We start from the raw sequence: 13,640 nt of genomic DNA on the forward strand, positions 1-13,640 counted from the left end.
AGAGGTCTACCGCGGTCCTGCCAATTGCTACTCCTGCGCCGCCCCCTGCTTCCAATAGTTGCTGACGCGCACCCGTGATTTGTCGATCCCTTTTTCTTCCAGCAAATGGTGGGTGATTGCGCGCATTTGGGCGGCCTCGCCACCGCCCCAGATATGGCCTTCGCCTTCCGGCAGTACAAATGCGCGCACGGCATCGACCAGTGGCTGTGTGTTGGTTTCGTTGGCCTGCACCCAGTTGATCTGCGCGTTAGCCTGTGTCTGAAATACCTGCTGTTCAGCGGCATCGGCCACTTGTGCAATGACGTGCACTCTCGCGCCTTTGGGCAGTTCTTCAAGACGCCGCCCAATCGCAGGCAAGGCCGTTTCATCGCCGATCAGCAGTTGCCAGTCAAAACCGTCAGGGATTACAAACGAACCGCGCGGTCCGGCCCCAACCAATGCATCGCCCACCTGCACCCGGGCGGCCCAGCTGGAGGCAGGCCCGTCGCCATGCAGAACGAAGTCTACATCCAGTTCGCCATCTGCCGCACGAATACGCCGGGGGGTGTAATCTCGCGCGGGCGGTCTTTGGACCCCTTCAGGGAAGCGGGGACCTTCGGGTGTATTTTCGGGCATGATGGGCTGGCCATCTGCCGGAAAAAACAGTTTCATATGATCGTCGAACGATGCCGAAATGTAGTCCCCGAGATCGGGATTGTGAAAGGTGACCCGGACCATGCGCGGGGTCAGCCGGGTGATCTGGCGGACCTGTAAAAGCCGGGCTTTGAGCGGGTGACGGACGCGCTGGGCGGTCAATTCAGTGGGGCGGGTATTTTGTTCAGTGAGTTGGGTATTTTGCATAATATTGGTTCAAATTCATTTGTGATTGTCGGCGGCGAGGCCGGGCGAGTCAGGACTGCCTGATCTGTTGGAGCGCCGCTTCAAGAATGGCTGTGATGCGCTTTTGTTCCTGCGCGTCGGCCGTGCTCTTGAGCAGCAGTGCCCGCTTGAGCGCCAGGCGGGCGGCCAGAAACTCAGGCAGCCAGCCCGATTGATCGGGCGCATCACTATCGGCAGCCATGGCGCCCTGGATATACCGCATTTTGTTGGCGTGGTGCACCAGCATGGCCAGCAGTTCGTCGGCCTGCTCGCGATGTTCTTCCAGATACGCCAGCCCTTCCGGAAGTAATGCATAAGACTTTTTATTACTGTGTTCCGACACCGAGGCATAGCCGATCTCATGGATGTACGTTAATGCCGGATACACCATGCCGGGACTGGGTTTCCAGTATCCGCCCGAACGGGAATCCAGTTCCTTGACTAATTCATAGCCATGGCTGGGTTGCTTTTCCAACAAAGCCAGCAGCATCAGTTGCAGATCCTCGGACGAAAATTTGCGCCCGCGGGTAAAGTGTGTGTCGTGGCGGCGATGGTCTCGCTCGCCCCGGTGTCGATGGGGTTTGTCGTCTTTCATAAAGGGTTTTCTTTGAGTTCAATTTTTGACTGAATCGAAATTGATATCTTAAAACATATCGTAAGATATATTAATACAAGCATACTGTCAAGTGCGTGTACTCCAGAACACGTCATTTTCGCTCCGAAAAGCGGCCCCTTTTTACCGGTTCAGACCCTGTCAGCAGAGAGGTTTAAAAAGGAACGTACTCTATAACCTATTCATTAATATAGACAATTTGAGCAATCAATATATCCACGACTGTGTCACGGTTGATATATATAATAAAAATCATTACTATTTGCATAAGCGCTACAATGCAAGACCGTGGAGGGCTGTATGCTGAATGAAATATTGAACACTGTCGTGCGTCAGGATGCACTTGATCAGCTGGTGCGCTGGCGCCAGGCCACGACCGATGGCAACGAGGCATACGAAAGGTGCAGGTACAGGGCCGCACTCAGGCACTACGATCTGGCTTTGACGATGGCCACCGAATCATTCGGCCATGCACCAGATGCTGAAGCAGGCATGGCAGCATATGTCATCGCCCACCACAATCTGGCCGACACCTATGAGCGCCTGGGCAGCACCGCGTTGCAGCGATTGCATTTGTGTTTGCCGCACGCAAAGCTATGCGCTGCCATGAACGACGCAACACTCCCCGATACCTGGCAAAGCGCCGCACATAACCATAGCCGACGCACCTATACCGAACTTGTCCGGTTTCTTGGCTTGCATCCCGAAGACTCTGAAGCAAGGCAAGTTGCAAACCACGGCGCAGCGGGTATGACGCTTGGCATACCTGTCCAATAGCCCATGTTTTCAATCTTCGATTTTTCTCCGGAACCCGGGAACGCATTGAATGCACGATGCGCGGGCCGGTTCCACACCATTGACCATCACCATTTACCAGGAGCAGTACATGTCTTACACACTTCCCGCTTTGCCCTACGCCTACGATGCGCTCGAACCCAATATCGATGCGCAGACGATGGAGATCCACTACACCAAGCATCATCAAACATATATCAACAATCTGAATGCCGCGCTGGAGGCCGAGAAGGTGCCTGCCCCGCCTGTAGAAGAGCTGATTGCCGATATTGATGCCCTGCCCGAAACGGTGCGCGGCGCCGTGCGTAACAATGGCGGCGGTCACGCCAACCACAGCCTGTTCTGGCAGGTGATGTCTCCGGATGGTGGCGGCGCGCCCGACGGAAAACTGGCTGCAGCCATTGAGGCAGACTTGGGTGGACTGGAAAAATTCAAGGACGCGTTTACCAAGGCGGCTATTTCACGCTTTGGCAGTGGCTGGGCCTGGCTGAGCGTAACGCCGCAGAAGAAACTTGTTGTAGAGAGTACAGCGAACCAGGACAGTCCGCTGATGACCGGCAATACGCCCGTGCTTGGGCTGGACGTATGGGAGCATGCCTATTATCTGAAGTATCAGAACCGTCGCCTGGAATATATTGCGGCGTTCTACAAGGTAGTGAACTGGCCCGAAGTCGCACGCCGTTATGAAGAGGCAATGCGCTAGCACCCGACTGCTGCCGGACAGCCGCCCGAGGGGAGATTGCCCGGCCTTCGCCCACAGCACAGAATTATTGAATCCATGCAGCGCAGAGATTTGATTTACGGACGTCGCGGACGGGGAATATGGCTCATGAGCGATTGAGTAAAGGCGCCATCAACAACAATTTCTGCGCCGTTGACGTATGAAGAACGATCGCTCACCAGAAAGACGGCCACATTTGCAATATCTTCGGGCCTGCCGATGCGGCGCAAGGGCACGGCGTTTTCCCGCTGCTCGCGCATTTGCGGGTCGGCGTAATACGGTTCGGTCAGCGGTGTGCGGATCAGCCCCGGGCTGATGGCGTTACTGCGTACGCCCTGCTGGCCCCATTCAAAGGCCAGCTGCCGGGACAGCATCAGAATCGCGGCTTTGGTCGTGCTGTAGGCGCCGCTATAGGGCTGTGGATTTGAGCCTGCGATTGAGGCCATGTTCACGATCGATCCCGCACCACGCGCCTGCATCTGTTCACCGAACGCCCGGGCGCATCGCAGATAGCCCGTCACGTTGATGTCGATTTGCCTGCTCCAGTCGGTCACGTCCAGCGAATCCAGACGACCTTGTACGGAAACCGCCGCGTTGTTGACCAGGGCATCGCACTGCCCAAAATGACGATTGACTGAATCGACCGCAGCCAAAACCTGCTCATTGTCAGCAACATCGCAGGCCAGGGAGAGACACTCACCCCTTGTCTGCTCTCTCAAGGCCGCCAGTGCGTCGGACGACAGCGCTTCGCGATCCAGCATGGCCACATGCGCACCCGCTTCAAGCAGCGCCTGCACGGTCGCGCGGCCGATCCCGCCGTTTGCCCCTGTCACGGCGACAACGCGCCCTTCCAACTCCAACCACGTGTCTTTCATTGCCCATCCTTCTCTATTTCATTTGTATTGGTGTATCATGTGCCGCCGCGAGTTCTGCGCCGGGCACGCAATACCTGCCGCTAATGCGTCGCCGCTGTACGTTTGCGCAGAGGGAGCGTCGGTGTCGTCATCTTAGCCTGCACGGCCAATGACGACTAGCGCATCATCGCGCAAAACACTATCAACAGGAAGGCAGGCAATGCGCCCATTCGCCCCGCCAGCATCCGATTGCCCCTGAATTTGCAGTTTTGTTCTGCACGCCAGCCCCTTACCCGCATGCCGCTGACAGTGTATAAAACGCTTTTGATAAAAATAAAGAAACGCACGACTTTACAAAACTGGAGAGAGACCGTATATGACTTTATTTCGACGCACTGCTCTGATCGGCGCATCCTTGCTGGCCTTCGGGGCGAGTACGGCACACGCGCAGGAAGCGGATACGTATCCGAACAAACCGATAAAAATTGTGGTGCCCTATTCTCCTGGCGGCTTTACCGATATCCTGGCTCGCCAGATGTCACAGCAATTGTCGCAAAAATTGTCACAGCCGGTTGTCGTCGAAAACAAACCCGGGGCCGGCACCATTATCGGCGCAGAAACGGTTGCACGCGCCAAGCCTGATGGCTATACACTATTGATGGCGGTGACCACCACGCTATCGAGCAACCCGCACTTATTTTCCAAACTGCCGTACAAAGTTTCTGACTTCAAGCCGATTGCGCTGACCGGACTGACGCCGTTCGTGCTGGTGGCCAACCCTTCTGTCCCCGCCAATAATGTGCGAGAACTCATTGAGCTGGCCAGGAAGGAGCCCGGCAAACTGTCAGGAGCAACCCTGGGTAATGGCTCTTCGACCCATCTGGTGTTGTCCATGCTGCGTGGCGCGACGGGGGCAGACATTCTGGATGTGCCATACAAAGGAGCCTCACCGGCCTCGACGGACCTAGTCGCCGGGCATGTTGATTTATTCTTTGACGCCATCACGACATCGCTGCCCCATATTAAGGAAGGCCGGCTCAAGGCGATTGCCATGACATCTGAAAAACGTTCTGAAGCCGCGCCGTCGATTCCGACCTTTCGCGAAGAGGGTGTTCCCGAGATGCTGGCCTATTCCTGGTATGGACTGCTGGCGCCCGCAGGAACGCCCGACGCCATTACTGAAAAGCTGAATAAAGTGGTCAATGAAGCGCTTGCCTCTCCCGAGATTCAGGAGAAGTTCCGTACGGAGGGCGCCGAATCCCGCCCGATGAGTGCCAAGGCGTTTGGCGATCTGATCGAGGAACACTCCCAGATCTGGGGCAAGGTCATCAAATCGCTGAATATTCGTCTGGATTGATCGCAGCATGTTCGCGAATGGCAGGCGCTGAAATATCGGCGCCTGACAGACGGCCATGATGAGACGATTTATTCTCGGATCATTGTTGTTTGTGCCTGTAGAACAAGACGACCCGTCGCAGTTTTGATCTCGCAAAGAACAACAGCCAGATTGCGTCCCGCATTGACGATGTGACTCGTGGCTGTCAGCGTCCCTTCGGTGCCCGGCCGAATAAAGTTGGCATTGATTTCCAGCACTCGCCAGTCGTCCTTTACCGTTGCCAGGCTGGTCGTGATGGCCAGTCCAAGCAGCACCCCGCCCTGTACATGACCGACCCGATTGCCGATATGCAAACCACACTGGATGTCGCAGGTGGCGGTATGGCCCTGGCCGGTGGGCGTCAGCCCCCAGAATGCCTCTGTGAATGTCGTTTTATCTGAAGCCGTTTTATCATTCGCACGCCCGGCGCTCGTTTGTCGTGCACGCCGGTAGGCATCTGCTTCCTGAGGGGTCAGCTCGTCGACATCAAGCAGCTCAATCTGATCCCAGGAGTGATGGTCGGGCTGTGACTGTACGGGGCGATCAGCCGGACGCTCAAGTACGGCGAAACTGCCTTCGGCAAAGCAGATGGGCGTCTCTGAAGAAAGAATCGTGACGGCGCTGTTTCTGACAGCGATGGCATTGTCGTCCGATTGAAAGCGGCGGTGACTGTTGGCAATCAGTCGCTGCGTTGCGTGACGCCCCGTAAAGGTGAGTTTGGCGCTCACGGTGGCCAGGCGGGTCTCGAACCCGACCTCACCGCGTATGGAAGCGGCCAACGCCACATCGGCCAATATGCACAGGGCCACGGGTAGCGGGCGACCGTGCACGTCCAGGTTGCTATTCAGATCCATGCTCAGGCTGGCATTGTCCTGACTGACAGAGTCATAGGCAATCCCCAGGTAATAGCCGGGTAAATGCCAGGGGGCTGCGCGTTGCAGACTGAGTGCCTTCAGAACGCGCACCACTTCCGGAGCGAGCGACGGGGTATCAGCTTGAGTGTCGATTGCGTGCATATTTCAGTTGAATTGAGCCGGAGATATTTCAAACGGCATTTTCTGTGGACAGTCCGCAATTTTACACGTGTTAGACAGGGTCTGCGCCTTTCGGCGCCTGCGACCGGCTCGCAATGGACTCTTCGAATGTGTTGGCTCCCAGAGCCATTCCATGAATGGACAGGTGCGCTGTGAGCTGGATGGCTTGCAGCAGTTCCGCATGACTGATACCTATTTTCAGCGCGCTGCGGATCCGCATGCGCAGCATGGTTTCATTGAAGCCGGTAAAGCAGGCAGCCAGAGCAATTTCGATCAACGTGCGTTCCGCAAGGGTAAGACCGCCTCTTGCGGATGTGTCACTGCTGTCGCCGTGTTCCAGAAAGTCCAGCAGGACATCCAGATAGCCCGGGTCCAGTTGCGCGATCTGCTCCATGAAGGCAGGCACTTCAGAGAAGTGGCGCTGCACGCGGGATCGTTGTTCTTCGGACATGGCCTGCGCATTGTCCATCCCTATTTCATCTGCAAGAATACGCACTGCATCATACACATGGCTTAATCCCTGGCCCGTCACGATGTGCAAAACATCAAAGACATCGGCCGCTGACACGCCCAATTGCCGGGCAAATTCGAGGTGCGTGCGCAAGCCCGTTGGGAACAGATGCGTGGCCGAGCTGTCCAGCGCGATGTAGATGAGTTCGACCATGCGCGGTGACAATGGACCGTGTCGCGCCGGGTAGCCGGCATAGGAGGCATAAGCGCTCAGAAACTGCGGGTGGTGGCGCAGGATTGTTTCTGTCCAGGGTCGCCAATATCCGCGTTCGGCGATGAACTGCGCCTTGATCTGTTCCTGCTCGGGTGTAATGTCGGTCATGATCCAGGGTTATCCGTAACGATCTCGAAGTATGGCGAGCGAATTAAAAGTATGCAGAATCCGCAAGGTTATGCGACATGTGCGCGAATGGTCTGCCCGGTCAGAAATTGGGTGCGGGCGCCGCCGACAAATCGCAACAACGGAACAAGGGCGTCGGGACGCACGTTCGGATCGATTTCAATCGCATTGACACGCATGGCGCGTGCGCCCAGTTCACATGCCAGACTGCAGACCAGCATGCGTGCTGCGGCCATATCGCCTGCCTGTTGCCAATGGCCAGTCGCGCGCTGCGACGGCATGAGCAGGATCAGGCTGCTATGCGGCCCGTTCTGGCCGGCGAAGCGCCGCGCCGCTTCGTGGACGGCCTGCAGCATTTGGCCACGCTCCGCCTGCAGGCAGGAAAAATCAAGGACCGCGCTGTAGTGCGGATCAGCCACTGGCGTTTCCTGGATGCCCGGGGTGCTCGCCCATTCTGCCGGCGGGTTGCCTGCAAGTTGATAGTGGACCGTGCTGTCGAACGGCAAGGGTTGTTGCGTGGCGGGCGCAAAAGGCTTGCTGCCACCAAAGATGGCAGACCCGCCATCCACACTCAGCCGCTCGCCCGATAACGGTGCGGCTCCTTCCGATGCCAGGAAATACAGCGCCTCGGCCATGTCCTGTGGTTCGGCCATGCGGCCCAGGGGAATTTTCGCAACGATGTTTTCCGGCTGAAGACGGCCGATGTCGATCAGTTCCGCCACCAGTTCGGTACGCACGAAGCCCGGGCACAGGGCCGTGACGCACAGGTCAGGACGGGCGGCGGCCAGTGCCTGGGTTTGCGCAAGCAGACCGGCTTTGGTGGCGCTATAGGCGCCTCGCAGCGGAATGGCGTGCAAGGCGGCGCCCGAGGCCACATTCACTATCCGCGCACCCGGCACCAGTTGTGCGGCCACGGCGTCGATAACGAGCGCAGGTGCGCGCAGGTTCAATGCAACCAGGCGATCCAGGTGTGCTGCATCCTGTTCGGTCAGGAGCAGACCGCTGGTATCGGACATGCCTGCATTATTGACCACGGCATCCAGCACAAGCGTAGGGTCTGTCAGAGATTCGATATCCGCGGGCACAGTCAGGTCGACCGTCCGGCTCATATGAGTAAGGGCATCGATCTCATCGCTTGCGCGTATCGGCGCAAGCGTGTCCAGCACCTCGGCCAGCGCTGTGACGTTGCGATCAACGAGAACACAACGCCAGCCCCGGCTGGCAAACAGCACGGCACTGGCCCGGCCGATGCCGGAAGCCGCGCCGGTAATCAGCACGGTGGGGATGGACGTGGGCTGCACAGCCATCAGATATTCGTAAAGGTGATGCCGCCATCGACGACCAGTGCCTGACCGGTAATGAAACCGGCTTCGTCACTGGCCAGAAAGCAGATGCCCCTGGCAATATCGGTGACCGTTCCCAGGCGGCCCAGCGGTGTGCGGGCAACACGGTTGGCATCACGCTCGGCATTGCGATTGCGCTGCGTGCCTTCAGTGGGCACGGCCGACGGGCAGACGGCATTGACGCGGATGTGACGTGCGCCCAATTCCGCTGCGGCTGCGCGCGTAATGCCCAGCACACCGGCCTTGATACCGGAATAGACAACGGAATTCATGGCTGAACGCAAGGCCGCCGTCGAGGCGACATTGACAATCACGCCGCCCTCTTCCGGGTCCATGACATCGACCGCTGCCTGCAGGCCCCAGATGACCGATTTGAATCCGATATCCACCATGCGATCGACGGTTTCCGGCATGATATCGGGGATCGCCTGATAGCGAACCCATGCGGCGTTGTTCACCATGATATCCAGGCGTCCCTTGTGCTGGTGCGCCCGCTGCACTGCCGCGACGACGCCTTCGCGCGTCGACATGTTCTGCACGACGTCAAAAGCCTGACCTCCGGCGTCGGTAATTTCCTGGACGGTCGCGCTGACAAATTCTTCTTTGAGATCGTTCACGCCGACAACCGCCCCGCGGGCGGCCATCTGTTTTGCGGTTTCCTTGCCGATGCCATTACCGGCCCCCGTCACCAGGGCCACGCGGCCCGCCATATCCTGTTGCATTGTTGTCTGTTCCTTGTCTTGTTGTATGCCGATTGCTATATATCGTTTGCCATATACCGCTTGCTTTCTGCTTTCTGCTTTCTGCTTTCTGCTTTCTGCCGTTTGCTGTATACCGTTTGCCCGCTGCTATATGCCGTTTGTGTTTGCACTAAGCCGCGGCAATAAACTGCACGCCCAGATTTTCCAGTTGATGCCCGTTATTGAACGCGGCCTCGATTTTGCGCACATCGCGCAACGAATAATGCAGCGGCAGTTCCCAGGTAAAGCCCATACCGCCATGCAGATGGATGGCCTTTTCGATAATGAACACCGCATTGCCGATAGCCCCTGCAAAAGCCGTATCGGCAGGGCGCGCCGCACTGTATTCGTTCTTGCGCAACGCCCGCTGCAGCGTAGCCGTCGAGGCTTCGTGCAACAGTCTCATGCGGGACAGGGTATGTCGCACGACCTGTTTGGCCGACAGCGGACGGCCGAACTGAACGCGGGTAGCAGTGTACTCGGCTGCCTGTTCAAGTGCCTGGCCGCCCAGGCCGTTGATGAAACCGGCATACAGCACATGCGCATCATTTTTCAGCGCGGCCCAAGCCTTGGCCGACAGACGCGCCTGAATAATGGGCGCTTCGATTGCGATATCGTAAAGGGGATATTCCGGATCGATGGCATCATTGGCTTGCACCGACACAGATTGAGCCTGCAGCAGGCTGGCACCGTCTTCATCGGCCACCAGGATCCAGTCGCACGCGTCGGCAAAGCCGGCATGTGTCGCGCTCTTTTGCTGTACGCTGCCCTGCCAGGCAATGACCCCAATCTTCTCGCCCGCGATCAGCGCATCGGCAATGTCGCTATCGGCAAAGGCCCGCGCCAGCAGCATCTGTTCCACCAGGGGAAAATGCAATTGCAGCTTGCCGGCGGCTTCACACACCGGCACGCCAAATTCCAGACCCAGGCCCAGACCGCCACGCGCTTCCGGCGCGCAGACGCCGAACAGGCCCGAGGCCGCCAAAACGGCAGCCGCCTGGCGCGGTTCGCGTCCAAGCACATCGGCAACCGCTGCGGCAGCCGCTTCTGCAAACTCTTCCGGTCGCAGACTATCTTGCTGATGACTCATGATCAGATATCCTTTGGCAATTGCATAATACGTTGTGCAATGATGTCCAGTTGCACTTCGGTGGTGCCCGCGTAAATGGTTTCGGCATGCGAGAACAGATACGCCGTGGTGAAGTGCTTGCGGGCGCGCTGAGCCAGCGGGCTGGAAGTCGGACCTACCTGAGAGACGATTTCCTGTGCAAGCGCCATGAATGCCTGATGGCATTCAGACCAGAACAGTTTGGTGAGCGAACCACGCGCCCCAATGGCCTCGCCGTTCATCAGCTGTTCGACCGAGCGTTCTACCAGACCTTTGAGCGCATCAATTTCGCAGACGAGCTGGCCGATGCGGCGCTGGTAGTAGGATTCCTGCAGTCGACGGGACAGTTGCGCATCCGACTGGCAGGCCTGAATCAACTGGCGCAGTTCGCATTCGAAACGCCAGGCCCGGTACATGCGGTTGGTGGCGCGTTCGATCGACAGCACACGGATCGCCGCGCTCCAGCCTTCGTCGGGCGCGCCCAGGCGGGCACTGTCGGGCACGACCACATCGTCGAAGAATACTTCGGCGAAGGATTCTTTGTTATCAATGGAACGAATCGGCACCACGCGGATGCCGGGGGTGTTCATGGGCACGGCAAACATCAAGAGGCCGCGATGTTTGTCGGCGACCGTGCCGGTGCGGGTCAGCAACAGGCAATAGTGTGCCTTGGCGGCGCCGCTGGTCCAGATTTTCTGTCCGTTGATGCGCCAGTTGTCGCCTTCCTGCACCGCACGGGTACGCAGGCGAACCAGATCGGAGCCCGCATCGGGTTCGGAAAAGCCCTGGCACCAGTACTCGCGCATCTCCAGGATGGCGGGCAGAAACGATTGTTTCTGCGCCTCGGTACCCACGGTCATGATGATGGGGCCCGCCAGCTCCTTGCCGATCGAGCTGACGCTCTCGGGCATGGGCAGCGCACCGATTTCCTTGTTTACTGCCAGGTGTTCGCGCAGGCTCAGGCCATGGCCACCGTAGGTTTTGGGCCAGGTCATCCCCGCCAGACCAGCGCGGTACATGGCCGCTTCCCAGTCGCTGGATTCGGCCAGCGTAGGTGTCCGATAGTCCAGGCTATCCGAGCGCATATAAGACGGAAGATTATTCTTGAGCCATTCACGGGCATGCGTACGATACGCATCCGGCGCCGTGGCAGGATCAGGAATGATCGGATTGGAGTGAAAATCCATGGTTGACCTTAAAGAATGTCATTCAGAAGTGTGACCGGCATGCCGGGGGATCAGCAGTGCGTCGAGCACCACGACACCCTCGCCTTCGGGAAGAACAAGCACCGGATTCATATCAATTTCCGCCACATCGTCGGCATGGCGGCAGGCAAACTCCGAGAGCCGGGCCAGCGCATGCGCAGCAGCCCGGACATCGGCTTTCTTCCTGCCCCGCGCGCCGTTTAGCAGCGGGAACAGTTTCAGCGAGCGGATCATAGCCTGCGCTTCATCTTCCGATACCGGCGCGGTCTGCACGGCCACGTCCTGGAGAATTTCAGCGTAGATGCCACCGCTGCCGACCATCACGACCGGGCCGAAAACCGGGTCTCTGGAGATGCCCATGATCAGCTCGTTTCCGCCCTTGATCATCGGACTGACCAGCACGCCATCCAGCCGGGCGTCAGGCGCGTGCTTCGCGGCAGCCTGCATGATCTGTTCATAAGCGCTGCGCACGGCGGCCTCATCGGCCAGGTTCAGCAGTACGCCCCCGATTTCAGTTTTGTGGGCAATATCCTGGGATACGATCTTGAGCACCACGGGAAAGCCCGTGCGCACGGCTTGTGTGGCAGCGGCGTCGGCTGAGGTGACAATCGCTTCGGCCGGCACGGGTATCCCCATCGCGGCAAGCGCTTGTTTGGCAGTATATTCATTGCTGAAGGCCGCGCGATCGAGTGGCTCCCTGGCGCCACGGTAACCCGTGGTCTCTGGCAATGCCGCCAGTTGTCCCATGCGCACCAGCCCCGCCAGCCCGCTTGCAGTCGCATCAATACCAGGGAAAACAGGAATGCCCAGGTCATTGATCTCGCGTACGGCATCGGCTGGACCCTGGCTGGTAACCACAAGCAGGCGGTCTGGATAGCGGTGGCGAATCTCTTTCAACGCTTCCATATACACCCCGCGCAGGCGCGTGTTGTAAAGCGAAAGCGACAGGAAAATCTGCGTTACGTCGGTTTGCGTGTCTTCCATGAGCGCAGCCAGCGTACCCTGCAGGACGTCTGGACGGGCCGACACTTGTGCGGTCGCATCTACCGGATTGTTCGTGCCCGCCAGCGGCAACACCTTCAAAATCTTGTCTTTTGTGCCGGCATCCAGTTCGCTGAGCGCCAGGCCGGCCTTCACGGTCGCATCGGCCATCATGATGCCGAAACCGCCCGAGGCGGCCAGCAGCGTGATCCGGTTGCCTTTGGGCAGGCCGCCGGGCAGCAGAAGCGACGCGGCGTGCCCAAGCTCCAGCAGTTCTTCGATGGCATTGACGCGCAAGGCGCCGTAGCGACGGAAGACGGCATCGATGACCGAATCCGAACCGGCCAGTGCGCCGGTATGCGTGGCCGCTGCGGCCTGGCCCTGATCGGTCGAGCCGATTTTAAGCACGATCACCGGTTTATTGTTTTTGCGGGCCAGATCGAGCGCCCGGGTCAGCCTGTCGGCATCGCGGCAGGTTTCCATGCAGCACAGAATCAGGCGTGTTTGCGTATCGTTGGCCAGCGCGGCAATGCCGTCGGCCACATCGATATCCGCTTCATTGCCGGTGGCGATGAAATGACTGACGCCCAGGCCGCGCCGCGCCACGTTTTGCACGGCAAAGCTGCCGATATTGCCGGACTGCGAAACAATACCGACCTGACCGGCAGGCGGCATGCTTTGTTCAAGAATAATGGAAAAGGAGCCGATGACGCCTTGCGCCACACTGATCGTGCCCAGGCAGTTGGGACCCAGCAGACGCATGCCATGCTTGCGCGCGATCGCTACCAGTTCGGCCTGCAGCGCCGCGCCTTCCGGCCCGGCTTCTGCAAATCCTGAAGAGAGCACCACCACGCCGCGCACGCCGACGGAGGCGCAATCCTGCATGGCCTTGACGGCAGCCGTTGCGGGTACCGCGATAATGGCCATGTCGGGGGCGGCCGGCAGTTCACAGAGCGAGGTATAGGCCTGCACGCCCTGGATCACGCCGCCGCGCGGATTGACCGGATAGATCTGGCCCTTGTAGCCATATTTGAGCAAAAAATGGATGGGACGCCCACCGATCTTGGTGATATCGTCAGACGCGCCGACGATGGCAATACCCTTGGCCATGAAGAAAGCATCCAGCCCCGCGCCGGGCTGAGGCACAGCAAACGTATCCATCG

13 protein-coding genes are annotated in these 13,640 nt (G+C 58.6%); 3 read left to right on the top strand and 10 right to left on the bottom strand.

From position 1 onward, the window contains the following. Positions 1 to 27: 27 nt before the first annotated feature. Both W822_RS28490 and W822_RS28495 read right to left on the bottom strand, forming a co-directional pair. Positions 28 to 840, bottom strand: a complete 813-nt coding sequence (locus tag W822_RS28490; RefSeq protein ID WP_031242168.1) for a siderophore-interacting protein — start codon at positions 838 to 840, stop codon at positions 28 to 30. A gap of 49 nt (positions 841 to 889) precedes the next feature. Continuing rightward, positions 890 to 1,453, bottom strand: coding sequence for a PadR family transcriptional regulator (locus W822_RS28495; RefSeq protein WP_024003960.1), 564 nt, complete (start codon positions 1,451 to 1,453; stop codon positions 890 to 892). Between the two features lie 318 nt (positions 1,454 to 1,771). On the opposite strand from W822_RS28495, the gene W822_RS28500 reads away from it, so the two are divergent. Beyond that, positions 1,772 to 2,248 carry a hypothetical protein gene (locus W822_RS28500; RefSeq protein ID WP_024003961.1) on the top strand — a complete coding sequence of 159 codons (477 nt, stop codon included), beginning with the start codon at positions 1,772 to 1,774 and terminating at the stop codon, positions 2,246 to 2,248. A 109-nt stretch (positions 2,249 to 2,357) separates the two neighbouring features. After that, entirely contained in the window at positions 2,358 to 2,969 is a 612-nt protein-coding gene (locus W822_RS28505) for a superoxide dismutase (protein ID WP_024003962.1), read from the top strand. A gap of 95 nt (positions 2,970 to 3,064) precedes the next feature. Here W822_RS28505 and W822_RS28510 read toward each other — a convergent pair whose 3' ends face one another. Continuing rightward, positions 3,065 to 3,862, bottom strand: coding sequence for an SDR family NAD(P)-dependent oxidoreductase (locus W822_RS28510; protein ID WP_024003963.1), 798 nt, complete (start codon positions 3,860 to 3,862; stop codon positions 3,065 to 3,067). A gap of 355 nt (positions 3,863 to 4,217) precedes the next feature. Between W822_RS28510 and W822_RS28515 the strand changes: the two genes are divergently transcribed. Beyond that, the gene (locus W822_RS28515) at positions 4,218 to 5,198 is read left to right on the top strand and encodes a Bug family tripartite tricarboxylate transporter substrate binding protein (RefSeq protein ID WP_024003964.1); all 981 of its coding nucleotides are present in this window, start codon (positions 4,218 to 4,220) and stop codon (positions 5,196 to 5,198) included. A 68-nt stretch (positions 5,199 to 5,266) separates the two neighbouring features. Here the strand turns inward: W822_RS28515 and W822_RS28520 are convergent, their stop codons facing one another. From W822_RS28520 to W822_RS28550, 7 genes are all read right to left on the bottom strand, one after another. Then, the gene (locus tag W822_RS28520) at positions 5,267 to 6,232 is read right to left on the bottom strand and encodes a PaaI family thioesterase (RefSeq protein WP_024003965.1); all 966 of its coding nucleotides are present in this window, start codon (positions 6,230 to 6,232) and stop codon (positions 5,267 to 5,269) included. A gap of 70 nt (positions 6,233 to 6,302) precedes the next feature. Next, positions 6,303 to 7,082, bottom strand: coding sequence for a carboxymuconolactone decarboxylase family protein (locus W822_RS28525; protein ID WP_024003966.1), 780 nt, complete (start codon positions 7,080 to 7,082; stop codon positions 6,303 to 6,305). A 68-nt stretch (positions 7,083 to 7,150) separates the two neighbouring features. After that, a complete protein-coding gene (locus tag W822_RS28530; RefSeq protein WP_024003967.1) occupies positions 7,151 to 8,407 on the bottom strand; it encodes an SDR family NAD(P)-dependent oxidoreductase in 1,257 nt (418 codons plus the stop codon). Next, a complete protein-coding gene (locus W822_RS28535) occupies positions 8,407 to 9,165 on the bottom strand; it encodes an SDR family NAD(P)-dependent oxidoreductase (RefSeq protein ID WP_024003968.1) in 759 nt (252 codons plus the stop codon). The genes W822_RS28530 and W822_RS28535 overlap by 1 nt, the downstream gene beginning before the upstream one ends. Positions 9,166 to 9,313: 148 nt before the next feature. Further along, a complete protein-coding gene (locus W822_RS28540; protein WP_024003969.1) occupies positions 9,314 to 10,273 on the bottom strand; it encodes an acyl-CoA dehydrogenase family protein in 960 nt (319 codons plus the stop codon). A gap of 2 nt (positions 10,274 to 10,275) precedes the next feature. Then, positions 10,276 to 11,478 (bottom strand): acyl-CoA dehydrogenase family protein, encoded by a 1,203-nt coding sequence (locus W822_RS28545; protein ID WP_024003970.1) that lies wholly within the window; start codon positions 11,476 to 11,478, stop codon positions 10,276 to 10,278. 18 nt (positions 11,479 to 11,496) lie between these two features. Beyond that, positions 11,497 to 13,638: an acetate--CoA ligase family protein gene (locus tag W822_RS28550; RefSeq protein WP_024003971.1), complete on the bottom strand. Its 2,142-nt coding sequence runs from the start codon at positions 13,636 to 13,638 to the stop codon at positions 11,497 to 11,499. Between the last annotated feature and the right edge of the window lie 2 nt (positions 13,639 to 13,640).

Source organism: Advenella kashmirensis W13003, assembly GCF_000506985.1.
Lineage (GTDB): Bacteria > Pseudomonadota > Gammaproteobacteria > Burkholderiales > Burkholderiaceae_B > Advenella > Advenella kashmirensis_A.